The sequence below is a fragment of the Nocardia sp. NPDC056611 genome (assembly GCF_042792755.1).
Classification (GTDB): Bacteria; Actinomycetota; Actinomycetes; order Mycobacteriales; family Mycobacteriaceae; genus Nocardia.
The window spans coordinates 1-26,679 of the sequence record NZ_JBHTVV010000010.1 but is presented as its reverse complement, the minus strand read 5'-3'; the positions used below and the strand labels follow the sequence as shown (position 1 = coordinate 26,679).

24 protein-coding genes and 3 pseudogenes are annotated in these 26,679 nt (G+C 70.3%); 14 read left to right on the top strand and 13 right to left on the bottom strand.

Features of this window, described 5'->3' with window-relative positions; genetic code table 11:
• Nucleotides 1-12: 12 nt before the first annotated feature.
• The 5 genes and pseudogenes from ACFRAQ_RS33865 to ACFRAQ_RS33845 all read right to left on the bottom strand — a co-directional run bounded on the left by ACFRAQ_RS33865 (nt 13) and on the right by ACFRAQ_RS33845 (nt 3,879).
• Nucleotides 13-219, bottom strand: a complete 207-nt coding sequence (locus ACFRAQ_RS33865; protein ID WP_379107035.1) for a PEP/pyruvate-binding domain-containing protein — start codon at nt 217-219, stop codon at nt 13-15.
• Entirely contained in the window at nt 212-388 is a 177-nt protein-coding gene (locus tag ACFRAQ_RS33860; RefSeq protein WP_379107033.1) for a hypothetical protein, read from the bottom strand. Before ACFRAQ_RS33860 ends, ACFRAQ_RS33865 begins: the two co-directional genes overlap by 8 nt.
• Complete coding sequence (locus ACFRAQ_RS33855) at nt 385-525, bottom strand: hypothetical protein (protein WP_379107031.1); 141 nt, start codon at nt 523-525, stop codon at nt 385-387. Before ACFRAQ_RS33855 ends, ACFRAQ_RS33860 begins: the two co-directional genes overlap by 4 nt.
• A gap of 83 nt (nt 526-608) precedes the next feature.
• Nucleotides 609-1,487 (bottom strand): DUF302 domain-containing protein, encoded by an 879-nt coding sequence (locus tag ACFRAQ_RS33850; RefSeq protein ID WP_379107029.1) that lies wholly within the window; start codon nt 1,485-1,487, stop codon nt 609-611.
• Nucleotides 1,488-1,620: 133 nt separating this feature from the next.
• Nucleotides 1,621-3,879, bottom strand: a pseudogene (locus tag ACFRAQ_RS33845) (heavy metal translocating P-type ATPase).
• Nucleotides 3,880-4,324: 445 nt separating this feature from the next.
• On the opposite strand from ACFRAQ_RS33845, the gene ACFRAQ_RS33840 reads away from it, so the two are divergent.
• On the top strand, nt 4,325-4,723 hold the full coding sequence (locus ACFRAQ_RS33840; RefSeq protein ID WP_379107220.1) for a pyridoxamine 5'-phosphate oxidase family protein: 399 nt from the start codon (nt 4,325-4,327) through the stop codon (nt 4,721-4,723).
• Nucleotides 4,724-5,277: 554 nt separating this feature from the next.
• Here ACFRAQ_RS33840 and ACFRAQ_RS33835 read toward each other — a convergent pair.
• Both ACFRAQ_RS33835 and ACFRAQ_RS33830 read right to left on the bottom strand, forming a co-directional pair.
• On the bottom strand, nt 5,278-5,925 hold the full coding sequence (locus ACFRAQ_RS33835; protein WP_379107027.1) for a response regulator: 648 nt from the start codon (nt 5,923-5,925) through the stop codon (nt 5,278-5,280).
• Nucleotides 5,926-5,998: 73 nt separating this feature from the next.
• The gene (locus ACFRAQ_RS33830) at nt 5,999-6,997 is read right to left on the bottom strand and encodes an Acg family FMN-binding oxidoreductase (protein WP_379107025.1); all 999 of its coding nucleotides are present in this window, start codon (nt 6,995-6,997) and stop codon (nt 5,999-6,001) included.
• 172 nt (nt 6,998-7,169) lie between these two features.
• Between ACFRAQ_RS33830 and otsB the strand changes: the two are divergent.
• Nucleotides 7,170-10,546 (top strand): annotated as a pseudogene (gene otsB, locus ACFRAQ_RS33825) (trehalose-phosphatase).
• On the opposite strand, the gene ACFRAQ_RS33820 reads toward otsB, so the two are convergent.
• Complete coding sequence (locus ACFRAQ_RS33820) at nt 10,531-10,737, bottom strand: hypothetical protein (RefSeq protein WP_379107023.1); 207 nt, start codon at nt 10,735-10,737, stop codon at nt 10,531-10,533. The pseudogene otsB and the gene ACFRAQ_RS33820 overlap by 16 nt on opposite strands.
• A 229-nt stretch (nt 10,738-10,966) precedes the next feature.
• Between ACFRAQ_RS33820 and ACFRAQ_RS33815 the strand changes: the two genes are divergently transcribed.
• The 6 genes from ACFRAQ_RS33815 (at nt 10,967) to ACFRAQ_RS33790 (ending at nt 18,292) form a co-directional block, all read left to right on the top strand.
• Complete coding sequence (locus ACFRAQ_RS33815) at nt 10,967-11,902, top strand: universal stress protein (RefSeq protein ID WP_379107020.1); 936 nt, start codon at nt 10,967-10,969, stop codon at nt 11,900-11,902.
• Nucleotides 11,899-14,295: a phosphoketolase gene (locus tag ACFRAQ_RS33810; protein ID WP_379107018.1), complete on the top strand. Its 2,397-nt coding sequence runs from the start codon at nt 11,899-11,901 to the stop codon at nt 14,293-14,295. Before ACFRAQ_RS33815 ends, ACFRAQ_RS33810 begins: the two co-directional genes overlap by 4 nt.
• Before the next feature lie 164 nt (nt 14,296-14,459).
• Nucleotides 14,460-15,218, top strand: a complete 759-nt coding sequence (locus tag ACFRAQ_RS33805; protein WP_379107016.1) for a sigma 54 modulation/S30EA ribosomal C-terminal domain-containing protein — start codon at nt 14,460-14,462, stop codon at nt 15,216-15,218.
• 5 nt (nt 15,219-15,223) lie between these two features.
• Entirely contained in the window at nt 15,224-15,658 is a 435-nt protein-coding gene (locus tag ACFRAQ_RS33800; protein ID WP_379107014.1) for a hypothetical protein, read from the top strand.
• A gap of 368 nt (nt 15,659-16,026) precedes the next feature.
• Nucleotides 16,027-16,914 (top strand): universal stress protein, encoded by an 888-nt coding sequence (locus ACFRAQ_RS33795; protein WP_379107012.1) that lies wholly within the window; start codon nt 16,027-16,029, stop codon nt 16,912-16,914.
• Between the two features lie 19 nt (nt 16,915-16,933).
• The gene (locus ACFRAQ_RS33790) at nt 16,934-18,292 is read left to right on the top strand and encodes a wax ester/triacylglycerol synthase family O-acyltransferase (protein ID WP_379107010.1); all 1,359 of its coding nucleotides are present in this window, start codon (nt 16,934-16,936) and stop codon (nt 18,290-18,292) included.
• A gap of 315 nt (nt 18,293-18,607) precedes the next feature.
• Here the strand turns inward: ACFRAQ_RS33790 and ACFRAQ_RS33785 are convergent, their stop codons facing one another.
• Together ACFRAQ_RS33785 and ACFRAQ_RS33780 are read right to left on the bottom strand one after the other, a co-directional pair.
• Nucleotides 18,608-19,396 (bottom strand): Acg family FMN-binding oxidoreductase, encoded by a 789-nt coding sequence (locus ACFRAQ_RS33785; RefSeq protein WP_379107008.1) that lies wholly within the window; start codon nt 19,394-19,396, stop codon nt 18,608-18,610.
• Between the two features lie 205 nt (nt 19,397-19,601).
• On the bottom strand, nt 19,602-20,312 hold the full coding sequence (locus ACFRAQ_RS33780; protein WP_379107006.1) for an SRPBCC family protein: 711 nt from the start codon (nt 20,310-20,312) through the stop codon (nt 19,602-19,604).
• A gap of 180 nt (nt 20,313-20,492) precedes the next feature.
• Between ACFRAQ_RS33780 and ACFRAQ_RS33775 the strand changes: the two genes are divergently transcribed.
• The 3 genes and pseudogenes from ACFRAQ_RS33775 to ACFRAQ_RS33765 all read left to right on the top strand — a co-directional run bounded on the left by ACFRAQ_RS33775 (nt 20,493) and on the right by ACFRAQ_RS33765 (nt 21,214).
• The gene (locus ACFRAQ_RS33775) at nt 20,493-20,651 is read left to right on the top strand and encodes a hypothetical protein (protein WP_379107230.1); all 159 of its coding nucleotides are present in this window, start codon (nt 20,493-20,495) and stop codon (nt 20,649-20,651) included.
• Nucleotides 20,615-20,926: pseudogene (locus ACFRAQ_RS33770) on the top strand (SDR family NAD(P)-dependent oxidoreductase); the annotation flags it as partial. The gene ACFRAQ_RS33775 and the pseudogene ACFRAQ_RS33770, both read left to right, overlap by 37 nt.
• 87 nt (nt 20,927-21,013) lie before the next feature.
• The gene (locus ACFRAQ_RS33765; protein WP_379107004.1) at nt 21,014-21,214 is read left to right on the top strand and encodes an SHOCT domain-containing protein; all 201 of its coding nucleotides are present in this window, start codon (nt 21,014-21,016) and stop codon (nt 21,212-21,214) included.
• 208 nt (nt 21,215-21,422) lie between these two features.
• On the opposite strand, the gene ACFRAQ_RS33760 is transcribed toward ACFRAQ_RS33765, so the two are convergent.
• Nucleotides 21,423-22,424, bottom strand: coding sequence for an Acg family FMN-binding oxidoreductase (locus ACFRAQ_RS33760; protein ID WP_379107002.1), 1,002 nt, complete (start codon nt 22,422-22,424; stop codon nt 21,423-21,425).
• A 156-nt stretch (nt 22,425-22,580) separates the two neighbouring features.
• Here ACFRAQ_RS33760 and ACFRAQ_RS33755 point away from each other — a divergent pair, with 156 nt between their 5' ends.
• On the top strand, nt 22,581-22,880 hold the full coding sequence (locus tag ACFRAQ_RS33755) for a WS/DGAT domain-containing protein (RefSeq protein WP_379107000.1): 300 nt from the start codon (nt 22,581-22,583) through the stop codon (nt 22,878-22,880).
• Nucleotides 22,877-23,062, top strand: a complete 186-nt coding sequence (locus tag ACFRAQ_RS33750) for a hypothetical protein (protein ID WP_379106998.1) — start codon at nt 22,877-22,879, stop codon at nt 23,060-23,062. The genes ACFRAQ_RS33755 and ACFRAQ_RS33750 overlap by 4 nt, the downstream gene beginning before the upstream one ends.
• A gap of 157 nt (nt 23,063-23,219) precedes the next feature.
• Here ACFRAQ_RS33750 and ACFRAQ_RS33745 read toward each other — a convergent pair whose 3' ends face one another.
• Together ACFRAQ_RS33745 and ACFRAQ_RS33740 are read right to left on the bottom strand one after the other, a co-directional pair.
• Entirely contained in the window at nt 23,220-24,221 is a 1,002-nt protein-coding gene (locus tag ACFRAQ_RS33745) for a potassium channel family protein (RefSeq protein WP_379106996.1), read from the bottom strand.
• Between the two features lie 29 nt (nt 24,222-24,250).
• Nucleotides 24,251-25,252: a zinc-binding alcohol dehydrogenase family protein gene (locus ACFRAQ_RS33740; protein ID WP_379107219.1), complete on the bottom strand. Its 1,002-nt coding sequence runs from the start codon at nt 25,250-25,252 to the stop codon at nt 24,251-24,253.
• A gap of 640 nt (nt 25,253-25,892) precedes the next feature.
• Between ACFRAQ_RS33740 and ACFRAQ_RS33735 the strand changes: the two genes are divergently transcribed.
• Nucleotides 25,893-26,679 (top strand): preprotein translocase subunit SecY (locus ACFRAQ_RS33735; RefSeq protein WP_379106994.1); only part of this gene is annotated, 787 nt, incomplete at its 3' end.

Below are 26,679 nucleotides of genomic sequence, written 5' to 3'. Positions count from 1 at the left end.
GTCGAGACTCGATCACCGCACGGAACGCATGGACAGCGCGTGCTCGGTCCCGCGCGGACCCGCTTGGACCACTTCCCGGTACGTAGCCGACAGCACCACGAAGCCCGGTGGCACAGGTAGTTTCGCCGCGACCAGTTCTCCGAGATCGCCGCCCTTGCCGCCCGCACGGCCGGCGTCGGTCGGTCGCGGTTCCTCGACAGTGGCGACATAGTCACCCACGACGACTCCGGGTGTTGTTCGACCCCGGCAGTAGCGGCAAGAGCAGGATCGGGACGGAGAGGGTGAACAGCGCGCACATCAGCACCGTCGGTGACGCGCCGGCCAGTTCGAGGCCGGTGATCACGAAGGGGAGTGCGATGACGAACAGGGGCGCGTGGCGAACGGTCACGGCTGGGCCTCTTGGACCTCGAAAATGCCTGCCGCGGTGAGAATATCGCTGAAGTCCGCGCCGAGCAGCAGCCGCCGCAGCGGTGCGGACTGCCGCGCCTGCTTCATCGACGGTGATGCGGGGGCTGTGTTTGCCATGTGTCGAGCGTGCTCGCGCGGGCGAGATTCGGTGAGAGGACTCGTACCCGCGTCGGTCGGGACCATGGTCCCCGGCATCGCCGTCAGCCCGCCGCGGCGGCGGGCTGATCCAGTCCCGACAGCGCTCCGGCGAGCATGCGGCGCATCTCTTCGGCCGAGGACGCCAACTCGGGCCGGGCCAGGACCTGGACCAGGAGGGTCGGATCGACGGCCTCGACCAGAACGCCGGTGTCCTCGGCGCGGATCACCACGGTGCAGGGCATCAGCAGCCCGGCCTCCCGATCGGTCGCCAAGGCCAGACCCGCGAGCTGGGGATTGCAGACGCCGAGGATCAGATACTCCTCGATGTGCTCACCGGTCCGCTCCCGCAGCGACGCCTGCACGTCGAATTCGGTGACGACGCCGAATCCACGCTCTCGCAACGCTGTTCGGGTTCGATCCACCGCGTCGGAGAAGGCGGTGGCCAGGTGTACCGCGATGGCCGGGGCGGGCGCCACCGGGATCCGGATCTCGGTGATCAGCAGCCGGGGATCGCTCACCTCGTCCGGCCCCACGAGGTACGCCTCGGTCGGCGGTCCGACCGGACGATAACCGGCCTGCCGCAGCCACTCCCGCAGGGCGCGGTAGGCAGCGTCGATATCGCCGTAGCCGCCGCGATGGCTGGTGCGGGCCACCAGGATCGGCGACTGGATCACCAATTCCGCCCCGGAACTCGGTCCGAGCGCGGGGGCCGCTTCGATCGGAAGCCCGAAGTCGACGACGATGGCGTCCTCGGCGGGCAGCTCCCGATGGAAGGTGATCGTCGGCGCACCGTTCGCGGTCAGTCCCGCCTTCCCGGCGACCTCGCTCAGCCGGTCCATCCCGCTGACGATGCCCTCGCTCAACAGGTCTGGCCGGACCTCCAACGGGATGCGCAGGACCGCCTGCGGCGCTGTCTCGCACACGGTGACCCGGTATTCCATCGCACGCCTCCTTCGATTGCCGTATCACCAGCCTGCGCACAGGCCGGTCGGGGTTCCAGAGGAGAAGGTCCCGGCGGGGCGGGAACAAGTCGATGACCTGACCGTGTCGAGCGTCCCGGGCACGGCGCCACCGTCACAGCCGTTCGTCGGCGGCGAGGACGAAGTAGTTCTCCTCCTCCTGCAGGAAGTGCAGGCGCAGCACGGCGTGCAGCCCGTAGAGGCACGCGAGCAGATCGTCGATCTGGTCGGGATCGAAACCATCACGCGCCCGCGCCAATTCGAGGTGCGTGCCGATTCTCGTGGTCAATCGCTGAATCTCGGCGTGCGCCCGGCTCATGGTCGCCGTCGCCTCGGATCCGCCGAGCGGCCCGGCCAGCGCGGGGTAGAGCTTCGTCTCCTCGGCTCGCTCGTGCGGCAGCAGATCCTCGACCAGGAAGCGGTGCGCGGCTTCGAGCGCCTTCAGCGCTTCGGCGTCGGGGCGGTCCGCGATCCGGTCGGCCACCGCCCGCAATGTGGCGAGCGTGTCGCGCAGGGTGTCGTGTTCGGCGGCGAAATGCCGTAGCAGTTCATCGGTGTCGACCGGCACGGCGCGCCCGCTCGCGGGGCCGGGGCGCAGGGCCCGCAACGCGTTCAGGATCACGGCGACGTCGATCGCCTCCTGGAGCAGCGCGCCCGCCGCGGGCGGCAGCCATCCGCCGGCCGCGACGACCATGGCCAGCAATGACAGTCCCATCCCGACGGTCGCGCTCTGCACCGCGATGCGCCGCGAGCGGCGCGCGATGTCCATGGCATCGGCGAGCCGGTCCAGCCGGTCGGTGGTGAGGACGATGTCGGCGGCCTCCGACGACGCGGTGGATCCGCGCGCGCCCATGGCCACGCCGACCGTGGCGGCGGCCAGGGCCGGGGCGTCGTTGATCCCGTCGCCGACCATCACGGTCACGTGCCGGTCGCTCTCCCGCCGGACCGCCTCGACCTTGTCGGCCGGACTCTGGTTCGCGTACACCTCGTCCAGGCCCAGCACGGTGGCGACCTCCCGCGCGGGTTCGGGGCGATCACCGGTCAGCATGACGAGCCGGTTCAGTCCCGCCTCACGCAGCCGCCGCAGCGTGCGGGGCGCGTGGCGCCGCAACGGGTCCCGCAGCAGCACGGCCCCGAGCGGGTCGTCGTCGACGGTGATCCAGGCGATCGCGGCGGAATCGAGTCGTGCGCGATTCATGACCGGCCGGCCCCAATCCGGAACGGCCGCGGTGTCGGGCAGCTTGCCGACCTGCACGCGGCGGCCGTCGACCATGCCGCTCACACCGTGGCCCGCCCGTTCGGAAACCTCGGTGGCGACCTCGAGTCGGGCGGCCAGCCGCAGCAGCCACGTCGGATCGGTGCCGGGGGCGGCGGCCACCTCCGTGACGACGGGCCGCCCGGCGGTGACGGTTCCGGTCTTGTCCATCACCAGAGTGGTGGCGCGGCCGAGGTTCTCCAACGCTCCACCGCCGCGGACGACGACGCCGACGCGGGAGGCGCGGGACAGTCCCGACACGATCGCGACCGGCGCGGCCAGCAACAACGGACAGGGCGTGGCGACCACCAGTACCGCCACCGCGCGGGTGGGCGAACCACTGAACCAGTAGGCCGCCGCGGCGACGGCCAAGGTCAGGGGAAGGAACCACGCGGCGTAGCGGTCGGCCAGACGGACGGTGGGCGCGGTGTCGGCCCCCGCCTCCCGGGCCAGTCGTACGATGCCGGCGTAGGTGCTCTCCTCGGCGGTCGCCGTGGCCCGCATCTCGAATACCGCACCGGCGTTGAGCACGCCGCTGCGGACCGGTTCCCCGGCGGCCCGTTCGACCTGCAACGGTTCCCCCGTCAAGGCCGATTCGTCCAGCACCGCAACCGAATCCAGGATCCTGCCGTCGGTCGGCACCACCTCTCCGGCGGCGATGACCAGGATGTCACCCGCGGCGATCTCGTCGAGGTCGACGACCCGCACCACCGCTCCGCGCCGGCGCCGCGCCGATCGCGGGGCCCGTTCGAGCAGCGCTCGCAGATCCCGCGTCGCCCGGCGTTCGGCCGCCGCGTCGAGTGCGTGCCCGCCGCTGAGCATGACCGCGATCAATGCCCCGGCGAGGTATTCATGCACCCACAGGGTGCCGGCCAGCGACAGCACCGCGATGAGATCGACGCCCGCCCGCCCGCGCCGCAGTGCCGAGACAACCCACCACAGCGCGGGCACGATGGCGACCACCGTGCCCGCGGCCTACCACCATTCCGCGACCGTGATCGCGCCGGCCACCCGGGCGATCACACCCGCCAGCAGCGGCACGATGGTGCCGGCCAGCAGCAACGCGCTCGCGACACCGGTGTACCGCTCCCACCGATGCCGGCCTCGTGAATCGGGCACCGGAATGCTCCCTTCCCGCCGGATCGTGTTCCTCTGAAGTGCACCGCACGAATGCGGCGCACCACAGGGCCACAGTCCCTCGGACGGACTGCCTTTGGACCCGCAGCCGGTGATCTATGGGTACGCGGCGGTTCGCTGGCTTCCGCGGAGCGGTCCTGCCGAACGGACTCGGCGCTCGGTAGGCGGCGCCCGGTGCCGGAAGGACGCCCGAGATGGGACCTTCGGCCCTGTGGGGCCGACGGGTATCGGTGATGACATTGATCCGGGGGAGCGCACCGTGCCAAGGGGACGTGAGGAAGGGTTGTCAGTTCATGCGCGCGTACGAGGCTCGATCGGTCCAGCGCTTGTGGCCGGAGGTATCCGGCCCGCGGGCGTGCCGGTTGTCCGGGGCTTTCGCGTGAACGGGCACGCCGAGCGTTCGTTCGGTCCCCGCGCGACCGTGGCCATGGGGCGGGACGAGGCGCTGCGGCTGCTGGCGAGCGTGCCGTTCGGACGGGTGATCTTCACCCGGGACGCGCTGCCCGCCGTGCGGCCGGTGAATCACCTGGTCGACGATGGCGAGATCGTCATCGTGCGGACCCGGCTCACTTCGCGGCTCACCTCGACGGTGCGCGCGGACGAGAATGTCGTCGTGGCCTACGAAGCCGACGACATCGATCCCGTCGAACAGCTCGGTTGGTCCGTGGTGGTGACGGGCATCGCCCGACCGGTGACCGATCCCGAACGCGTCGCCCGCTACGAGGAGATGCTGCAGCCGTGGGTGGACGGGATGATGGATTCCATCGTCGCCATCGAGCCGACGCTGGTGACCGGGGTGCGGCTCGTGGCGAAGAAGGCGGGATAGCCGCGTCACGGCCGGCTCACGCGAAGGGGTCGTCGATCTCCCATTCGCTGTCCTCGTCCCCGTCGACATCGGTCTCGTCGCTGTCGGGCTCTAGGGACCGAATGCCTGTCCCGGCTGTGCGGAAGTCCCCGGCGCGGCGTGGGTTCCGGCGGCGAAACGTGCTGCGCGACTCCGTGATCGGTGATCGGCGCGGCGGGTCGAGGACCAAAGACCCTGTAGCTGAGGACTTGCCGCCGCTGCGGCTACCGCGCAGTGCCCCGCATGATTGGCAGGTCGATCCCCGGGGCCAGGGGTGGTTCCAGGAGCGAGGCGTGGGTGGGCCGCACGCCGGATTGCGCTGTACACCGGTCGAATCGAATCTCCGCCGCGACGTGACACCTGCAGTCACGGGAGACGGTGATCGGACCCGCGCTGCCGGAGACGCCCTTCCGATCGCCTTCGCTATGTAATCGCTCCGGCGCCGGGGGTCGGCTTTCGCGAACGCGGCCGCACTCACCACGACGACGAACGCCGCGCCCCGATCAGCGGGCGCGGCGTTCGGGCGCGATGTCGATCTAGACCGGATGGGGGTGGTCGCCGCGCAGCTTGGAGGCGTAGACGGCGGCCTGGGTGCGGCGTTCCATACCGAGCTTGGCGAGCAGCCGGGAGACGTAGTTCTTGACGGTCTTCTCGGCGAGGAACATGCGCTCGGCGATCTGGCGGTTGGTCAGGCCCTCGCCGAGCAGGTCGAGGAGCTTGCGTTCCTGTTCGGTGAGCCCGGCGAGCGGGCCGTCGGTCTGCGTGCTGCGGCGCAGCCGGTCCATGAGGGCGGCGGCGGCGCGATTGTCCAGCAGTGAGCGGCCGGCCCCGATCTCCTTGATGGCCTTGGCCAGTTCCATGCCCTTGATGTCCTTGACGACATACCCGCTGGCCCCGGCCAGGATGGCGTCCATCATGGCCTGCTCGTCGGTGAACGAGGTGAGGATCAGGCAGCGCAACCCGTCCAGCCGGGAGAGCAGATCGCGGCACAGCTCGATGCCGTTGCCGTCGGGCAGCCGCACGTCGAGCACCGCGACATCGGGGTTGAGCGCGGGAATCCGGGCCAGGGCCTGGGCGGTGTCGGAGGCCTCGCCGACGACGGTGATGTCGGGGTCGCTCTCGAGCAAATCGACGAGCCCCCGGCGGACGATCTCGTGGTCGTCCACGAGAAAAACGGTGGTCATGGCCGGTTCCCATCTTCTTGGGTGGTCAAGTCAACGATAGCCCGCGGGGCCCGCGGCCCGGAAACGCCGGAACTCATTCCGATACCGCGGTGGTGGATGCGGCGAGGGTCAGGATCTGCGTGAGCGGCAGTCGCGGCGTGCGGGGTCGCCGCCGTTCGGAGACGGGGACGCTCCCGATCCGGACGAGGACCTGCGGCTGTTCGCCGCGGCCCGTGAGTGCCCGGATCATGGCCCGGCTGCGCGGCAGTTCGGTGACATGGGTCAGCGGGCAGGTGTGATAGCCGGCGACCGTGCACTCGAGCAGAAGCGTCGACAGCGCCTCGCCGCAGCGCAGGAATTCGATCGCGCTGTCGTCGCCGGAGAGGACCACGACGACCGATCGGTCCTCGTCGATCTCGGTGCGGCGCGATTCGCCCCCGACGGCGGGCAGGACCCGGCCGACCTCGACGCGCTCCCGCTCCTCGGTGGAGATCCGAGCGTCCGGGGGGATGCCCTCCGCTGCCAGTGAATGCCCTGCCCACCACTGCAATTCGGCCTGATAGCTGGAATCGTAACGGCGCACCGCGGCGGTGAGCCGCGACGCCTGGGCCAGCTCGGAGCGCGCCTCGGGCGGCAGTACGGTGATCACCGCGTCGCGCGGGTCGACGACCACCGGCAGCACCGGTTCGAAGTCGCGCCAGTCGTTCGGCGCGCCGAAAGGCAGCCGGTCGGTGTAGCGGACCTCGATGGCGGCCGCGCGATCCCGGTCGGCGTCGGTGACGATGCGCGCGGGCTCGAAAGTGACCGTCGCCAGGTGTTCGTGGCGGGTGGGATTCGGGAAGTAGGCGACCCGGGTCTGCCATCCGGCCGCGGCGAGCGCGGCTCGCAGGTGGCCCAAGGCCAGACCGCAGCTGATCAGCAGCTGTCGTCCGGAGGCGTCGGTGGCGGGCAGCATGCGCTCGCGGACCGAGTACAGGTGCAGGGCGGCGCCGTCGAAGACCCAGCGCCAGGGCTGGCTGTTGTGCAGCGAGGGCGCTCGACCGGACAGCCGGACGGCCTGCTCGATCGTGTCGCCGCTGGGTAGTGGGCTCATGGACTCACGCTAGGACGCGCGCGGTCCTGGCCGCAGGGGCCATTGGTCCTCGGTGCGGTGCTACAGGACCCTTGGCGACACGCCGGGCGCGACGCACGCTGAAGTGGTGGACGAGCACACTCATGCCACGCCGCTGATCGATGCGCGGCGTCACGATGCGGTGATCTTCGATATGGACGGCGTGGTGACCGACAGCGCTTCGGTCCACGCGGCGGCGTGGAAGGAGACGTTCGACGAGTTCCTGGCGCACCGTGCCGTGGCGCCCGGCGAGGATCGGTCGCCGTTCACCGCCGACGACTATCTGCGGTGGGTCGACGGCGTTCCTCGATATCAGGGGGTCACCAATTTCCTTGCCGCCCGGGGTATCTCACTGCCGTCTGGGGAACCCGGCGACGGTGAGGACGCGGGGACCGTCTGTGCGCTGGGCAACCGCAAGGACCGGCTGTTCCTGGATCGGCTCACCCGTGACGGGGCGCCCGCGTTCGCGAGCACGGTGGCGTTGGTGCGCCGCTTGCAGACCGCGGGACTCGGCGTCGCGATCTTCTCCGCCAGCCGCAACTGCGCCGAGGTCCTGCGCGCGGCGGGCATCGGTGAACTGTTCGGGGTGCGCGTGGACGGGATCGACGCCGACGAGCTGGGATTGGCGGGCAAACCCGATCCCGCGATGCTGTTCGAGGCCGCGAGCCGGCTCGGGGCCGAACCGGCGCGGACCATTGTGGTGGAGGACGCGGAGGCCGGTGTGGCCGCCGGGCGCGCGGGCGGTTTCGGCCTGGTGATCGGCGTCGATCGGGGCGGGCACGCGGACCGGCTGGCCGAACACGGCGCCGATGTCGTGGTCGCTGACCTCGGGCAGGTGGGGCTGCGCAACGGTTTCCGGCGGATGTCGGAGCTGCCCGAGGCCGCCGCGGCTCGCCTGGGCGACCTGCTCGATACCGAGAAGGCCTCGGTGCTGCTCGATTTCGACGGCACGCTCTCGGCCATCGTGCCCGACCCGGCCGCCGCGACCCTGGTCGACGGCGCGGCCGCGGCCCTGACGCGACTGGCGGCGCGATGCCCGGTGGCCATCGTGAGCGGGCGCGAACTGGCGGATCTGCGCGATCGGGTGGGCGTGGACGGACTCTGGTACGCCGGGTGTCACGGATTCGAGCTGCTGGCCCCGGACGGAACGACGTATGTGCACGACGCGGCGCCGGGTGCGGAGGCGGCTCTGGCCGCGGCGGCGGCGGAGCTCGAGCGGGCGCTCGGCGACGTCCCCGGGATTCTGGTGGAGCACAAGCGGTTCGCCGTCGCGGTGCACTACCGGCGCGTGCCGTCGGAACGGGTGCCCGCGGTGACCGCCGCGGTCCACGCACAAGCCCACGACCGGGGCCTGCGGGTGACGGGCGGGCGGAAGGTCGTGGAGCTGCGACCGGACGTGGACTGGGACAAGGGAACCGCGCTGCACTGGATCCTGGGCCACCTCACCACGTCCACCCTGCCGATCTACGTCGGCGACGATCTCACCGACGAGGACGCCTTCGACTCCATCGAGGCCGAGGGACTGTCCGTGGTGGTCCGCCACGACGAGAACGGCGACCGCCGGACCGCCGCCCGGTTCGCGCTGTCCGGCCCGCAGGGCGTGCGCGCGTTCCTCGACGACCTGGCCAGGCTGTTCGACGCCGAATCGACCGGGGCGGTGTCGGATTCGTGGGTGCTCGCCTTCGACGGCTACGACCCGGCGCACGAGCGGCTGCGGGAGGCGTTGTGCACGGTCGGCAACGGCTACCTCGCCACCCGCGGCGCCGCGCCCGACTGCGCGGCGAGCGAGCACCACTATCCGGGCACGTATGTCGCGGGGACCTACGACCGGCTCGTCGACCAGGTCGCCGGGCGTACCGTCGACAACGAGAGCCTGGTGAACCTGCCCAACTGGCTGCCGGTGACCTTCCGCGTCGGCGACGGCGACTGGTTCGACATCGACTCCGTCGAATTGCTGTCCTATCGGCAGGAATTCGATCTGCGCCGGGCCGTCCTGTCGCGGCGCTTCCGTTTCCGCGACGCCACCGGGCGGATCACCCGGGTGCGGCAGCGTCGCTTCGCGGCCATGCACGCCCCGCACCTGTGCGCGCTGGAGACCGAGGTGACCGCCGAGAACTGGTCGGGCACCGTGATCTTCCGCTCGACGGTGGACGGTGGCGTCCGCAACGAACTGGTGGCCCGGTATCGCGACCTGTCGGGCGATCATCTCGCGCCGGTGTCGGCGCGTGAACTGTCGCCCGAATCGGTGGTGCTGGTCGTGCGCACCGGGCAGTCGGGGATTCCGGTGGCGACCGCCGCGCGCGGAACCCTGCACCGTGACGGGGTGAAACTGTGCCCCGCAACCGAACTCGTCGAGTCGGAGAGCTCGATCGGACACGACCACGGCGTCGCGCTGGCCGAGGGGGACAGCGTCGTGCTGGAGAAGATCGCGGCCGTGGTCACCGGTCGCGACCACGCCGTCTCGGCCCCGGACGACGAGGCCGCGCGGTCGTTGCGCGCGGCCGGCGGTTTCGCGGATCTGCTCGAATCCCATACGGCCGCCTGGGAACACCTGTGGGATCGGCTGCGCATCGACCTCGACGGCGGTGACCGGGCGACTCGCGTGATCCGGCTGCACCTGCTGCATCTGGTGCAGACCCTGTCACCGCACGCCGCCGATCTCGATGTCGGCGTCCCCGCGCGCGGCCTGCACGGCGAGGCGTACCGCGGGCACGTCTTCTGGGACGAGCTGTTCGTCTACCCCGTCCTGAACCCGCGCTTCCCGCGCCTGGCGCGCGGGCTGCTGCGCTACCGCTACCGGCGACTGCCCGAGGCGCGCCGCGCCGCCGCCGCGGCCGGTCAGCGCGGCGCGATGTTCCCGTGGCAGTCGGGCTCCGACGGTCGCGAGGAGAGCCAGTTGCTGCACCTGAATCCGCTGTCGGGGCACTGGAATCCGGATCCGAGCCCGCGCGCCCATCACATCGGCAGCGCGATCGCCTACACCGTGTGGCAGTACTACCAGGCGACCGGAGACCTCGAATGCCGGGGGAGATGATTCCGCGGACCATCGACTACTACCTGGCCCGGACCTCGCACGGCTCCACACTCAGCGCGCTGGTCCACGCCTGGGTGCTGGCCCGCGCGCACCGGGCGCAGGCGATGGAGTTCTTCGACCGGGTGCTCGACTCCGATGTCGCCGACATCCAGGGCGGTACAACGGAGGAGGGAATTCACCTGGGAGCCATGGCCGGAAGCATCGACCTGGTGCAGCGCTGCTTCACCGGGATGGAGATCCGATCCGATCGGCTGATCTTCAACCCGTGCTGGCCGTCGGAGCTGGGGGAGTTGCGCTATTCGATCATCTATCGGGGACATCGCCTGGCGATCCGGATCAGCGCTCGCGCGCTGGAGGTCGCCGCGGATCCGGGCTGCGCCGATCCGGTGGAGATCCACTGTGACGGCGTCACCGAGATGCTGGCGGCCGGGGCCACCGTGCGGGTACCGCTGGAAGCGCGGGTTTTCGTGGCGGGCCGCGATCAGGAACGCAGCTGACCGACGCCCCAGCGGACCAGCCCGACCGCGACCGCCAGATATTCGGCGAACGCGAGGTAGACCAGCGCCGCGCCGTACATCCGCCCCCAGCCGGACAGATAGTCGGTGGCCGCGGGGATCGCGACGACCATGACCGAACCGAGAACCAGCGCCGCTATCGCTATGGCATGGGCGGGTGCGGGAGAATCCATGGTGACCAGCCTCGTCCCGGCGTGGGGCGGGCAGCAGGGTCGTTGTTCCCGACCTGGGAGTGACCAACGGCGGCCGAAGTCCCGTGTCGGTGATGGGAGCCGTCGCGCAGAGGCCTTTGGTCCCCGCTTCGAGGACGATCGCCCGCAGCAGCGGGAGCGGGGGCATTCCTACCGTGAGAGAACCAGCCCGGTTCGGGCGCCGTTGATTTCACCTCACCCGGAGGTCACGATGACAGAGCAGCAGTACGACGATCCGCATCGGCTGGCCTCCGCGCCCGTCGTGGTCGGCGTGGACGGCTCGGACGGCGCGGCGCGAGCGCTGCGGTGGGCGGTACGGTACGCCGCGCAGCATCGGCGGCGGCTGCACATCGTGCACGGGCTGGACCTGGTCGGCGTGAGCCGCGGCGTCGGAACCTACGCGGTCGCCACGCAGCCGCTGATCGACAGCGTCAAAGCGGCGGGCAGGGCGCTGGTGGCGCGCGCGGTGTCCGTCGCGGGCGAGTACGACCCGCAGGTCCCGCTCTCGGCGTCCATGTCCGGCGACACCGCGGCCCAATTGCTGATCGAGGACAGCGCGACCGCCTTCGCGGTGGTGATCGGCGCGTCCGGCACCGCCGGAACCCTCGCGCACCTGGGCTCGACCCTGCTGGCGGTCACCAGCCACGCGCGCGGCGCGGTCATCGTGGTGCGGCCGGACCCCGACACCGGCGAGGTGGTCCGGACCTCCGGACCGGTGGTGGTGGGTGTGGACGGCAGCCGGACCAGCGAGGCCGCCCTCGCCGCGGCGTTCGCCGAGGCCGCCGAGCGGCGCACCGGCCTGGTCGCGATGCATGCCTGGAGCGATTGGGACACCGGGCAGTTCGCCGGGGAGGTGACCTCGATGACCGGAAACCTCGACGATGTCGAGACGGCCGTGCTGGCCGAGCGGCTGGCGGGCTGGCAGGAGAAGTACCCGGACGTCGAGGTGACCCGGGAGGTCTGCACGGCCGGGCCAGGGGCCCAGCTCACCGAGCTGTCGAAGACCGCGCAACTGGTCGTGGTCGGCAACCGCGGCCGCGGCGGATTCACGGGCCTGCTCCTCGGATCCACCGCCCACCACCTGGTCCAGCACGCGCACTGCCCGGTGATGGTGGTGCACGCCGATACCGAGGAGACGAAGCGATGACGAGAACCATGCCTGGATCCGAGACCGGAATCCGGGACGACCTGGTCGATCTGGACGCCTGGTGGCGGGCGGCGAACTATCTGGCCGCCGGCCAGATCTACCTCATGGACAACCCGTTGTTGACGGAGAAGCTGCGGCCCGAACACATCAAGCCGCGCCTGATCGGGCACTGGGGCACCGTGCCCGGGGTGACACTCACCTACGCCCACCTCAATCGCGTCATCATGCGCACCGGGCAGGAGATGCTGTTCGTGCTCGGCCCCGGCCACGGCGCGGCGGCGCTCACCGCGGCGACCTGGCTCGAGGGCACCTACTCGCTGCGGCATCCGGAAGTGGGGCAGAACCTGGCCGGGATGCGGGAGTTGTTCCGGCAGTTCTCGTTCCCCGGCGGCGTGCCCAGTCACGCCTCGCCGCATCTGCCGGGCTCCATCCACGAGGGCGGTGAGCTGGGCTACTCGCTCGCGCACGCTACCGGTGCGGCCCTGGACCATCCGAATCTGGTGGTGGCCTGCATGATCGGCGACGGCGAGGCCGAGACCGCCGCGCTGGCCACCAGCTGGCACGGGTCGCTGTTCCTGGACCGCGTGACCGACGGGACCGTGCTGCCGATCCTGCACCTCAACGGCTACAAGATCGCGAATCCGACACTGCTGGCGCGCATGTCGCGCGATGACCTCGACGCCATGCTCACCGCGCAGGGTTGGGAGCCCATGTACGTGGAGGGCTCCGATCCGGCCGAAGTGCACGAACGCTACGCGACCGTGCTCGACGAGGCGATGGAGCGCATCCGCGAGATCCGCGACGACGCCGAGCGCGGGCTGGGGCCGCGCGACCCGTGCCGCCCGATGATCGTGCTGGCGACCCCCAAGGGGTGGACCGGGCCGGCCGTGGTCGACGGCGTCCGCGTGGAAGGCACCTTCCGGGCCCACCAGGTACCGCTGGCAGGCGTCCGGGAGAACCCGGAACGCCTTGTGCAACTGGAGGACTGGCTGCGGTCCTACCGGCCCGAGGAGCTCTTCGACGCCGACGGTCGTCCGGTCGCCCGGATCGCGGACCTGCACCCGCGGCAGCTGCGCATGAGCGCGAACCGCGCGGCGCACGGGCACGACAGCGTCGACCTGCGGCTCCCGTGCCCGACCGACTACCGGGTCGAATTCGCCACGCCCGGAACGGAATCGGCCGAGGCCACCCGCGTACTCGGCGGCTACCTGCGGGACGCCCTGGTCGAGAATCCCCGCAATCTGCTGTTCTTCTCCCCGGACGAACACACCTCCAACCGCCTGGACGCCATCCTCGAGGTCACCGGCCGTCGCTGGCGCGAGCGGCGCGTCGTGGGCGACGACCGGCTGACTCCCGACGGCCGCGTCTTCGAGGTGCTCTCGGAGCATCTGTGCCAGGGCTGGCTCGAGGGTTACCTGCTCACCGGACGCCACGGCGTCTTCTCCACCTACGAGGCGTTCGCGCACGTCATCGACTCGATGGTGGTGCAGCACGCGAAATGGCTGCACATGGCGGCCGACTTCGCCTGGCGCGAGCCCATTCCCAGCCTCAACTACCTGATCACCTCACACGTGTGGCGGCAGGATCACAACGGGGCCTCCCATCAGGATCCCGGCTTCATCGACCACGTGCTCAGCAAACGGCCCGAGGTGAGCCGGGTGTATCTGCCGCCGGACGCCAACTGCCTGCTGCACGTCTTCGACCACTGCCTGCGGAGCCGGGGCCGGGTCAATGTCGTCGTCGCCGGCAAACAGCCCGCCCTGCAATACCTCGACGACGACGCGGCGCGCGTGCACTGCGAACGTGGACTGGGTGTCTGGCAGTGGGCGAGCACGGACTCCGGTCGCCCCGCCGAGGTCGTGCTGGCCTGCGCGGGCGATGTCCCCACCCAGGAGACCCTGGCCGCGGCCGCGCTGCTGCGGGACACGGTGCCGGACTTGGCGGTTCGCGTGGTCAATGTGGTGGACCTGGCCCGGCTGTTCCCGCCGGACCGTCACCCGCACGGCATCGCCGACGCGGACTATCGCGCGGTCTTCACCGACGCCCCGGTGATCTTCGCCTTCCACGGCTATCCCTGGCTCGTCCACCGCATCGCCTACCGTCGCCCGGGCCACGACCGCATGCACGTCCACGGTTTCACCGACAACGGCACCACCACCACACCGTTCAGCATGTGCGCGATGAACGGCATCGACCGCTTCACCCTCGCGGCCGCCGCCCTCGCCGAGGTGCCCCGCCTCACCGACCGGCTCGCGTCCCTGACCGAGCGCTTGACCACGCAGCGCGAAGCCGCCGACGCCTACGCCCGCCGCCACGGCATCGACCCGCCCGAGATCGCCGACTGGCGCTGGCCCGCCGGAGGTACCGCGCCGAACCCGACCGCGGCGCACTGAACCTGTCGCCGGTGTGCACGATCGATGGGCTCCCGGCCCGCATCCTGCCGGTGTGCGCCGGGAAGTGACCCGGGAGGACCTTGGACCCTGTTCCGCGCCGCTCGCCGGATGATGGCATGGGCGTTGTCATTCGGCGGAATCGGCAAGAAGCGAGGGCATCTTCGATGAATACGACGCGAGTGGCGGCGGCGACGCCCGGGGTCGCGGTGGAGTCGCGTGGTCCGATCACCGCTGCCGAGAGGAGCCGGGCCGACCGTGTGGTCCGGCAGGTGCTGCGTCGCCACCACCTCGAGTCGCCCGCGAGTGTCCGGCTCACCAGGAACGGCAGTTTCGGGGCCACGACGGTGGCGCAGGTGAACGCGCGGTTCGACGGCACCCAGATTCGTGTACAGGCCGACGGTCCGGGCGGTTTCGCGCTCACCTTCGCCGCCGAGCGCCTCGACCGCCAACTCGACCGGCTCACCGGAAAAGCCGAGCCGCGGTGGGCACCCGATCCCGGCCGCGCGCCGCTGGCGGCCGTGAGCGGCGCGCGGCCCATCGTCCGGCGCAAGCAGTGCTGCCTCCAGGTCCTCGATCCGGTCGGCGCGGCCGCCGCCATGGACGCCATGGACTACGACGTCCTCCTGTTCACCGATGCCGAGACCGGCGAGGACGCGATCGTGCACTGGGCCGGTCCGCTGGGCGTCCGGATGGCCCGGCAACGGCGGATGCGTCCACCGGCCTCCGCCACCTGGCGGCCACTCACCATGAGCCCCCGCCCGACAAGGGAATTCACCGAAGCCGAGGCGGCGGCCCGGCTGTGCGCCTACGGCCTGCCGTTCCTGTTCTTCACCGACCCGTCCGACCGCCGCGGCCGCCTGCTGTACCGACGCTACGACGGGGATCTGGGACTCGTTGCGGGACCGGACGTCTCGAGAGGGTGATATCCATGACCACCGCCCGTGCCTTCCTCACCGCCGCCGATTTCCTGTGGCTCGGCATGGTGCTGGCCATCTCGTTCATCGAAGCGCCGCTGAAGTTCCGCGCCCCGAACGTCACCCTGGCCATCGGGCTGGGCATCGGCCGCCTGGTCTTCCGCGCCCTCAACGGCGTCGAATCCCTGTTCGCCATCCTGATTCTCGCGGCGGTCTGGGCGGATCCGCCCGGACTCGCCACGACCATCACCCTCGCGGTAGCGATCGGCGCACTGGCGATCCAGCTGCTGTTCGTCCGTCCCCGGCTGACCCGGCGCAGTGATGCGGTGCTCGCCGGCGCGGAGGGCCCGCGGTCGCGCAGCCACTACGCCTACGTCGCTGTGGAAGTGGTGAAAGCGGTTGCTCTGCTCACCGCGGGGGTGCTGGTCCTGACCGGTGTGATGCCGTAGCGAGCTCGTCTCGAACCCCACGCCGGGGTGACCGCCCGCATCGTCGCCGAGCGACTGTTCCCGACACTGCCGACCGCCCTGGCCGCCTACCGGCGCGAGACCGACGACCTCGGACCGGCGGATCGGTGACTTAAGGCCCGTCTCCGGTGGGCCCGGTCACGCGATGCTGGATGGACGGATCGGTTCTCCAGAGACGAGGTGACAGACCGTGTCGCACAATTCCTCGCTGGCGTGGCGTGGCGGGCGCGGTGGCTGGTGCCAGCTGCTGGAGCGCCTGCGCGGCGTGCGCTGGGGGGCCGAGCTGCGGGGGCTCGATCGTCCCATCGGCAGGTAAGAGCCCCCCGGATCCATCGGAAGGACAGCTGATCATGACCACTGATCTCGACGCCCGGGCCGCGCGTATCGTCGCCGCCGTCGACGGGTCGGCCACCTCCTATCAGGCCGCCGTGTGGGCTGCGGTGGACGCCGGATTGCACGGCTGCGCGCTGCACATCGTCACTTCGATCTCGCTGCCCGGCGGGGAGGTCCCGGTCGACGTGCTCGGGCCCGACGATCGGGAGCTGCTGGCCAGGGACGGGCAGCGAATCGTGGACGAGGCGAGTCGTGTAGCGCGCGCCGGAGCGGCGGGGTCGGCGGTCACGATCACGACCGAAGTGATCTGCGCGCCCATTGTCGGACACCTCATCGAGCAGTCCCGGACCGCGCGGACGGTGGTCGTGGGCAGCCGCGGTCTCGGCGCGATCCGGGGCGGGCTGCTCGGCTCGGTGGTCGATGCGGTCGTTCGGCACGCGGAATGCCCGGTGGCGGTCATCCACGCCACTGCGGCGACCGATCCGCTTTCCGCCGAGAAACCGGTGCTGGTCGGGGTCGACGGCACACCCCACAGCGTGCCCGCGCTGGAACTCGCCTTCGCCGAGGCCGCCGCGCGTAAGGTCGGGGTGACCGCACTGCACGCCTGGACGGATATTCTCGGTTCGTACGTGCCGCTCATCGGCTGGGAGCCGCTGCGGGCGCGGGAGAACGAACTGCTCTCCGAGCGGCTCGCCGGATTCGGTGAACGCTATCCCGACGTGGCGGTTCGCCGCCTGCTGGTGATGGAACGCCCGCACCAGGCGCTGCTGCGGGAATCGGAGTACGCGCAATTGGTCGTGGTCGGCAGCCGCGGCCGGGGCGGATTCGAGGGCTTGCTCCTCGGATCCACCAGCTCCACCGTGTTGCACAATGTCGAAACCCCGACGATCGTTGTCCGCGCATAACGAAGATCAGGTGTCGGTCATGACCGAATTACAGCCGCTGGACGCGGGATTCATCGAACTCGAGGATGCGGACCGTCGCATCAGCCTCGGCATCGCGGCGGTGGCGATCCTGGCCGGGCAGCCCCCCGCGCGAGCGGAATTCGCGGCCATGCTGGCCGAGCGCGTCGCGGCGAACCAGCGCCTGCGACAGCGAATCCGGCGTGCGCCACTGGATCTGACCGTCCCGGTGTGGGAGGAAGACCCGAGCTTCGATCTGGCCCACCACATTCGATGGGCCGCCCTGCCCGCACCCGCCGACGAGAAGACCCTGCGCGAGTTCGTGGCCGGCGAGCTCGTCGAACGCCTGGATCGAGATCATCCGATGTGGGAATGCGTCGTCGTCGAGCGTTTGGGGGATGCGCGCTGGGCGCTGATCGTGAAGGCGCACCACAGCCTCGTCGACGGCGTCTCCGGCGTGAGCCTGTTCGAAAGGCTCTGTGATGCATCGGAATCCGTCCAGCGGCCGCACGCCTTGCCCGCGGAGGACGCGGCCGGTGGGCCGGGCTGGCTCGACCGCGTCGTCACCGGGTTGCGATTGCCGCTGGATGTGCCGCGCTACGCGGTCGGGATGATGCGCAGCCTGATCCCGGTGGTGGCCGCGTTCGTCTCGGTGCCCGAGGCATCCTCGCTCAACGGCCCGATCGGCCGTCAGCGGCGTTACACGATCGCCCGCGCCTCCCTCGCGGAGATCCGCGAGATCGGCCGCGGCCTGGACGCGACGGTCAACGATGTCGTGCTCGCCGCGGTGACCTCGGCCTATCGCGGCGTTCTGCTGGGCCGCGGGGAACAGCCCACGGGCAAGACGGTGCGCATCCTGGTGCCTGTGTCGATGCGGGCGGCCGACGCGAAATCCCTGCTGGACAACCGGGTTTCCGCGGTCCTGTCCCTGCTGCCCTTGCATCTGGACGACCCGGTGGAACGCCTGGCCACCATTCATCAGCGCATGGCCCGGCACAAGTCCGGCGGCGCCGCGCAGGCGGAGACGTCGCTGCTCGCACTGGCCGGGCGGCTGCCGTTCGCGCCGGTCGCCTGGGGTATGCGGCTGTGGTCGCACCTGCCCCAGCGCGGAGTGACCGCGGTGGCGACGAACATCCCCGGCCCGCGCCGCACCCTGTCGGTGCTGGGACGCGAAGTGCTGGAGCTGATTCCGGCCATCCCCATCGCCATGCGCCTGCGCACCGGCATCGCCATCCTCAGCTACGGAGACCAGCTGACCTTCGGCATCACCGGCGACTACGACTCGACCCCGGACCTGGACCGAATCGCCGACGGCATCCACACCGCCATCGCCGACCTGCTCGCCGCGGCGCGCGCCCGCACCCAGCACCCGGCCGGGTGAGCGGGCCGACGGCCACGTTCTCCCCGGTCCGACCGAACCCCGCAGCGAGGAAATTCAGCCATGACAACCAAACTCCCTCGTACACAGGAAGACTGGGCCATGATCGCCTTCGTGACGGCCGTCGCGGTGGTGCTGGTCGGCGCGACCCTGCTCGCTATCCTCGCCACCTGACCCGATTCGCCACCTGACCCGATCGTGTCGCACCCGGCCGGCGAGCCTGTTCGGCGGTGATGACGACTTCGAGTGCACGGGTCTCGCAGGAGTTCCGGTCGGGACCGTGACAAACCATTGCTCGCAGGGGACGTCCTGCTCCGGTCAGTGCCGGTCGATGGTGAGGGTGTCGGCGAGCGGCCGGCGTGGCGTCGGCGGGTGCTCGGGTTCGTCGGCGGGGGCGGCGCCGATGCGCACGACCAGCTGCGGATGGCCGGGCCTGGGCAGGAATCCGGTGAGAATGGTGCGGCCCGTGGGCAATTCGGTGATGTGGGTGAGGGCGCAGGTGACGAGACCGGCCACGGTGCATTCGAGCAGGATCGCCGAGAGCGCCTCACCGGTGGCCAGCCATTCGGCGGCCGAATCGCCGGGTGTGCTGAGGACGACGAGCCGCGACCGGTCCTCGATATCGGGACGGCGCGCGGAGTGCGGCGCGGACGGGAACGCCCGTCCCACCCGGACCCGGGCGCGCTCGGAGTCGGAGATCAGCGCGTCGGTGGGGATTCCCTCGGGGAATCCGGAATGACCGGACCACCAGCCGATTTCGGCCTGGTACATCTGGTCGTGCCGGCGCAGCGCGGCCGCCTGCTCGGACACCGCCGACAGCCTCGGCCGCACGGAGTCGTCGAGGACTTCCAGGTCCACGTAATGCGGGGACACCAGCATGCGTAGCGTGCGTGCCACGTCATCCCAGTGCGCGGGCGGGTCCATCGGCAGGCGGTCGGTGCGGCGGTGGTCGATCGCGCCCGCCCGCGCCACCAGCCCGGCCGGGGGGTCGGGCCAGGGCCGGAAACTGATCTCTGCGAGGCGGCCCGGATCGAGCGGATCCGGCATCCGAGTCGTGTCGGTGTGCCAGCGCTGCGCGCCGAACGCGGTGCGCACGTGGTGCAGCATCGCCCGCAGCTGATCACCTGCTGACGGCCCTGCGGGTCGGCCGTGACCAGCACCCGGTCGGGGTCGCTGTGCAGGTGCAGGCGCTCGCCGTCGAAGCGCCAATGCCAGGGCTGGGTGTTGTGCACCGAGGGCGCGCGCGACGCCAGGCGCATCGCGGACATCAGGGTGCGATGGTCGGGGACGAGCGGGGTGGCGTTCATGGTGGTCATCCTCCGAGTGTTCTCGTCGGCCACTGCGGAACATACGGGCTTTCCGCCCGCAGGTCAGGGACGTTGGTCACCGGGGCGAGCGGCGCGACGGCGCGTTCGGCGCGCTCCTTGATCCCGCGCAGCATCTTCGCCTCCATGACGAGGCTGCCGGGCTCCATGATCAGCATGTAGAACAGGCGTTGCGGCAGACCGGCGTCCGGGAGCGCGATGCGGTTGCGGCTGATCAGCCGGGTGCCCTCGGCGGTCGGGTACAGCCCGAACGACCACACCCAGTGGTGGTCGGTCGAGGCGAGGACGAAGGCGTGCGGGCCGTCCAGCACGGCGACACGCATGGCGGGACCGGACGTGCCCATCGGCAGCACGTCGTCGACCGCGAGCCGCTGGTATTGCGGCAGGATTTCGTCGGCGCTGTGCATGTTCAGGCCGAGCAGGTTCTCGATCCAGTCATAGGTGTACGCCCCGCCGCGGCCGGGACCCATCTGCACCAGCCAGGGCCAGATCTGTTCCGGCGCCGCCGCGATCGTGATCGCGCGGGTGGTGACGGTGCCGGCATCGGGTAGCAGTTCGTCACCGGGCATGACGCGACCGACCTCCTCGGCGGTCGAGCCCCAGGTCACGCACTTGTTCCGGGCGAAGAGGCGATAGCCGATCGCCAGTCCGGCCAGGGCCGAGGCCACGCCGATGCCGGTCGCGGTCGCTGTTCTCATGGGGTCGATTCCTCTCGATGGGCGTCGATATCGATCCTGGGCCGCCCGACGCGATTACCGCAGGGACCGATGGCCCGGCAATCGCCCTCACAACCGGTGACTTTCGGCCGTCTCGGGCCGGTGGGTGCGCGCGGGATGCTGTGACCGAACAGCGGATTCGCACGGATCGGAGGACTAGCCATGACCGAGTTCGCGGACCGGAGCGCCGTCGTCACGGGCGGGGCGCGGGGAATCGGCGCGGCGGTGGTCGCGGAACTGGTGATGGCGGGCTTCGGTGTGGTCATCGCCGACCTGCTGACCGAGGATGGGTCGCCAGCAAGTGGGCGCTGCGCGGGCTGACCAAAGCCGCTGCGCTGGAACTGGGTTCGTCCGGTATCCGGGTGTGCTCGGTGCACCCCGGCCCGATCCACACCGCGATGACCGCCGGGATGGACGAGTCCATCGCCGCCACCCAGCCGCTGCCGCGGTTCGGCGAGCCGGGGGAGGTGGCCGCCATGGTGCGTTTCCTGGTCACCGAGGCGACCTTCTCGACCGGTTCGGAATTCGTGATCGACGGCGGCGCGACCACCGGCCAGGCCGGGGTCCTCGAGACATCCGGTGCTGACCACCGGTGATGGCGGAACGACAGAAGGAGGCGTCGCCATGATGTATTGGAACGACCACGATCTGAGTGGTGGGGTTATGCCGGGATGGGCGTCGGAATGCTGATCTTCTGGGCTCTCGTCATCGGCGGGATCGTCCTGGCGATCCGGTTCGCGGTCCCCGACCGGGGCGGCGCGCCGCGTTACGAATCCCCGTCGCCGCAAGAACTTCTGGCGCAGCGCTTCGCACGCGGCGAGATCGATGAGGCCGAGTACACGTCGCGGCTCACCGCGCTCCGGGCGTCGGGCGCGCGGCACTGAGCGAGCGTTCCGATCCGGCGAGCGGCGCCGCCGATTCCCCCAGTGGACAACTGAATTCTCCGGTCGTCGTCGCGACCGACGGATCAGCGGTTTCCTTGCTCGTGGGAATCGACGGCTCACCCCAGAGCATGCCGATGTGGATGCACCAGCAGGGCATCCTGCGCCCGATGACGAGGTGATTCCGGCTCTCCCCGGCCGGGCCGCGGCCTCACCCGAAGGTGAGGATGTCCGTGACCGGGCGACGGGGAGTGAGCGGGGGCGCGGCGGCCTCATCGGGTGGGGAGGAGCCGATTCGGATGACCGCTTGCGGAATGCCGGGACCGCCGATCAGGCTCGCGAGAAGGTCTCGGCCGGGCGGCAATTCGGTGATGTTGGTCAGGGTGCAGGTGGCGAGGCCGGCGGCGGCGCACTCGAGCAGCACCGCGGAGAGGGCCTCGCCGATGCGCAGCCATTGCGGGACCGAGTCCGGCAGCGCGCTGAGGACCACGAGCCGGGCATGGTCGGTGCGGGGACCGCGGCGGGTGGAACGCGGACCCGCCGGGAAGACGCGGCCGACGCCGACCCGGGCGAACTCCGCGTCCGAGACCAGGGCCGCCGGCGGAACACCATCGCGAGTATCGGAGTTCCCTGCCCACGTATGCAGTTCGAGGTCGTAGAACTGGTCGTGACCGCGCAGGGTCGCGTACTCGCGGGACAGGGCGGCGAGCCGTGGGCGAGCGGATTCGGCGAGCACGTCGAGCCGGACGTCCCGTGCCGCGGCCAGTTCGCGCAGCCGGGGAACGAGGTCCTCCCAGCCGCTGGGCTCCAGCAGCGCCAGCCGATCGGTACGGCGCCGGGTGATGGCGCGCACGTGCGCGCGGATCTCGGGCGGCGGATCCACCCACGGCCGGAATCCGATGGCCGCCAGGTGATCCGGGCGCTTCGCCTGGGGCACCCGGACGATGTCGGTGTGCCAGCCGCGGTCGGCGAAGGCCGCCTGGACATGATGCAGCATCGCGCCGCAGCTGATCACCAGCTGGCGTCCGAGCGGGTCCGCGGCCGAGAGCAGCCGCTCGGCGTCGGCGAACAGATTCAGGTGGATGCCGTCGAACCGCCACCGCCAGGGCTGGGAGTTGTGCACCGACGGCGCCCGCGCCGCCAGCTCGATCACAGCGGAGACCGTCCCCGGATCGGGTGCCGGACGGCCGCGTACATCATCGTTGACGCTCATACCATCAGTGTCGGGGTGGTCCGAATCCGGCGGATACGGTCGTTCTTCCTGTGTGGCAGGGTATTTCGACACTCGGCCGCCCGCGGTCGTCGACGGGGTCGACACCGGTGAAACCACCCGGCAGCCGCCGACCGCGCCGGCGCGGACCGCTGCTGCGTGGGTCGCGTCCCAGGCTCCCCGGTCGCGCTCTACGTCGCCGGCGCGAAGGTCGAGCGCGTCTACGCCTTCGGACCCACCACCGGCACCGCGTTCAACATCACTCTGATCTCGCGCACCGGAACCTGCTGTATCGGAATCAATTCCGACACCGCGGCGGTGCCTGATCCGGCGGTGCTGGCCGAGTGTCTGGCCGGCGGATTCCGCGCGGTCGCCGCGCTCGACACCGGTGAACACGACAGCCCGGTGCGCGGGGGACCAACGTCCCCGTCGGTGCGGGATGCGCACCGGGCCCATTGACGTCGAAATGCCACCCGGCATGGGACTTCGTCCGCTACCCCCGCGGACTGTTCGGCTTCGTCATCGGCGTCAACCGATGGTTCTACCGAGTTCTGGCCTATTCCGCCCTGTTGACCGACGAGTACCCGCCCCTGCGGCTCGACCAGGGCCCGCGGGAACCCAGCGAGACCGCGGCCGCGTGAATCACGGATCCGAGGGGCGGAGGACACGGTGGCAACCAGATACGAGCGTCGGATCGGGTCATGGGCGTTCGCTGCCGGACGCGCACGGGGATTGATCGGTGACGTTCCACGCGAGCAACGCCCGTGCGACGGTGGCGTCGCCGGTTCGATCGGGAGGTCACCTCGCCCCGTCTGTGGCCCGGGTGCTGGTGCGGATCGAGTCGAGTTGCGGCTGGGTGCCGAGTGCGATGAGGACGGTTCCGAGCCGAAGCCGGGTGTCGCCGTGGGGGTTCGCGATGAATCGGCCGTCGTCGGCTCGGAGGGCGAGGACGAGCGCGCCGCCACCGTGCCGGGGCACTGCGTCGGCGACGGTGCGGTCCAGCAGTGGTGAGTCGGGGCCGATCTCGATCTCCTCGATGCGGAATTCGAGATTCTCGTCGTGCATGACCACGTCGAGGAATTCGGCGACATTGGGTTGCAGGGCGAAGGCGGCCATGCGGCGGCCGCCGATGAGCTGCGGGTTGACCGCGCGGTTGGCGCCCGCGCGCAGCAGTTTGGATTTCGAGCTTTCGGTGCGGGCGCGGGCGATGATGATGAGATCGCCGCGCAGGGCCCGGCTCGACAGGGTGACGTAGACGTTGTCGGCATCGCTGTCCAGGGCGGCGATGAGGGCCTGGGCGTGGCGGATGCCCGCGGCCTCGAGGACGGCGTCGTCGGTGACATCGCCCAGGATGTAGGGGAATTCGAGGTTCTCCAGGCGTTGGGGGTCGCGATCCACCACCACGATCTCCTTGCCGAGACCGCTGAGGTACTGCGCTGTCGAATGCCCGACACGGCCCCAGCCGCACACGATGACGTGTCCGCGCAGTCGTTCGATCCGGTTGTTCATGCGCCGCCGTTCCAGGTGTTGGTGTACATGGCCTTCGATGAGTGCCTCGAGCAGGACACCGAACATATAGAACACGGTGCCCGCGCCGAACAGGATGAGCGCCATGGTGAATACCTGGCCGCCGGGACCGAGCGGATGGACCTCGCGGAAACCGACCGTCGTGATCGTGGTGACGGTTTGGTACAGCGCGTCGAGGTACCCGAACCCGAGTAACCGGTAACCCGTGGTGCCGACGGCTGTCACCAGCAGGAAGGCCGACAGGACGCGAATGACACGGCGCAACAGGGTCACCCGTGCAGTGTGGCAGCACGCGCGCCGGTTCAGGGAACCAGGACGGCCGCGCCCGCGAAGCGCCCGTGCGCCAGATCGCGCAGTGCGCGATCGGCTTCCGCGAGCGGGTACGGGTGCGCGATGACCTCCAGGCGATGCGCGCCCGCGAAGGCGAGGAACTCGCGCGCATCCGCGCGAGTGTTCGCGGTCACCGAGCGGATCTCGCGTTCCTGGAACAGATGTCGCTGATAGTTCAGCGGCGGGATGTCCGAGAGGTGGATACCCGCGATGGAGAGAACGCCGCCGCGATCCAGCGCCTCGAGCGCGGGCAACACCAGCTCGCCGACCGGTGCGAAGAGGATCGCCGAATCCAGTTGTTCCGGAGGCGGTTCCACCGCCCCCTGCACGGACGCCGCACCGAGCTCCAGCGCGAGCCGCTGGGCCGCGAAATCGCGGGTCATGACGTGCACCTGCGCGCCTTGGGCCAGCGCCACCTGCACCGCGAGGTGCGCGCTGCCGCCGAACCCGTAGATCCCCAGCCGCCCGCCCGGCGGGAGCGCCGCGCGCCGCAGCGCCCGATAGCCGATGATCCCGGCGCACAGCAGGGGAGCGAGTTCGAGGTCGGCGTAGCCCGCGGGCAACGGCAACGCGTAGGCGGCGGGAACCACCGCGTATTCGGCATAGCCGCCGTCGGCATCCCAGCCCGTGTATCGCGAACGCGGGCACAGGTTCTCGTCGCCGCGGCGACAGAACCGGCACCGGCCGCAGGTATGCCGCAACCACGCGATTCCCACCCGGTCACCGACGTCGAACTCGGTCCCGGCGTCGGGCCCGAGCGCGGTCACCACGCCGACCACTTCGTGGCCCGGCACCACATCAGGTCGATGCACGGTCAGGTCGCCCTCGGTCACGTGCAGATCGGTCCGGCAGACCCCGCACGCGAGCACCCGCGCCTGCAATTCGCCCGGACCGGGGTCGGGCACCGGGATACGCTCCGCCTGCAGCGGCTCGCCGTCGATCCGGCCCGGTTTCCGCACTCGCCACGCTCGCATCGAGTTCATCGGATACTCCCTTCGGCGTCGACGGAGTCCCTTCATTGTGAACGTCTTGACCCGTTTGAAAAAGGTCGTTTCTCTTGAATCTTCAATCATGTCGCGATCGCAGCCTCGAGCCATGGATTTCCAAATAGAGCAGAAATGCGCACGACCCGGCGAACTATTCCCTCGCGACGACTCGCTTTCGTGCGCGCCACCGGCCCTTATAGCCGGGGGAACGCTCGAGTCATAGAGCCGATAAAGGAATCGGCGGCTCGTGGTGGATTATTGACCGACGAGGCTGTCCTGTGTGGAATACCGAGGCATGACCCTGCTGAAGTAGGGCCTGATGAGTGCCGAAATGACGCTTGGATCATCGTTGGCGACGACGTCGATGGCGGCGTCGGCGAGCGTCTGATGGCCTCGTCGGGCGTCCCCGCATCATGGGCGCTCTGCTGCGCTACCTCCTCGCGGTCGGCCCGAGGAGCACCGCCGCCCACGCGGACGCACCGCGCGCCGGGCGCTGCGGATCCCTCCATCGGGGGAGGTCGAATTCGTTCTCGCGGCCGAGGTGGGCGGGGGCGAATCTCCGTAGCGTCGAATATCTCCGGTGCTGGCCGATCATGCTGCCCCGCACCCCTATTCGTCAGGAGTGTGCGTGCTTTCCGCCTTCGTACCGGCTGTGCGGACCCCGGAATTGCGGCGGAAGATCGGGTTCACGCTGGGTCTGCTCGCGCTGTATCGGCTCGGTGCGGCGCTGCCGTCACCCGGTGTCGACCTTACGTCGGTCCGCAGCTGTATCGGACTCGTCTCCGGTGGTGAATCGGCCGGTATCTACCAGCTGATCGACCTGTTCTCCGGCGGCGCGATGCTGCAGCTGTCGGTGTTCGCGGTCGGCATCATGCCGTTCATCACCGCCGGCATCATCACCCAGCTGCTGGCCGTGGTGATCCCGCGATTCGAGGATCTGCGCAAGGAGGGCCAATCCGGGCAAGCCCGGATCACGCAGTACACCCGCTATCTCGCGATGGCGCTGGCCGTCCTGCAGGCGACCACCCTGGTGGCGCTGGCCGCGCGCGGACAGCTGCTGCGCGGCTGCCCTCACGACATCCTGGCCGACAAATCCCTGTTCGGCATGATCATCATCGTGCTGGTGATGACCGCGGGCGCGGCCCTGGTCATGTGGTTCGGCGAGCTGATCACCGAGCGCGGCATCGGGAACGGCATGTCGCTGTTGATCTTCACCGGTATCGCCGCCCGCATCCCCAGTCAGGGCAGGTCGATTCTGGACAGCAAGGGCGCACTGATCCTCGCCCTCGTCGGCGCCGCGATCCTGGTGCTGATCGTCGCCGTCATCTTCGTGGAGCAGGGCCAGCGCCGGATTCCGGTGCAGTACGCCAAGCGCGTGGTCGGCCGGAAGATGTACGGCGGTTCCTCGACCTATC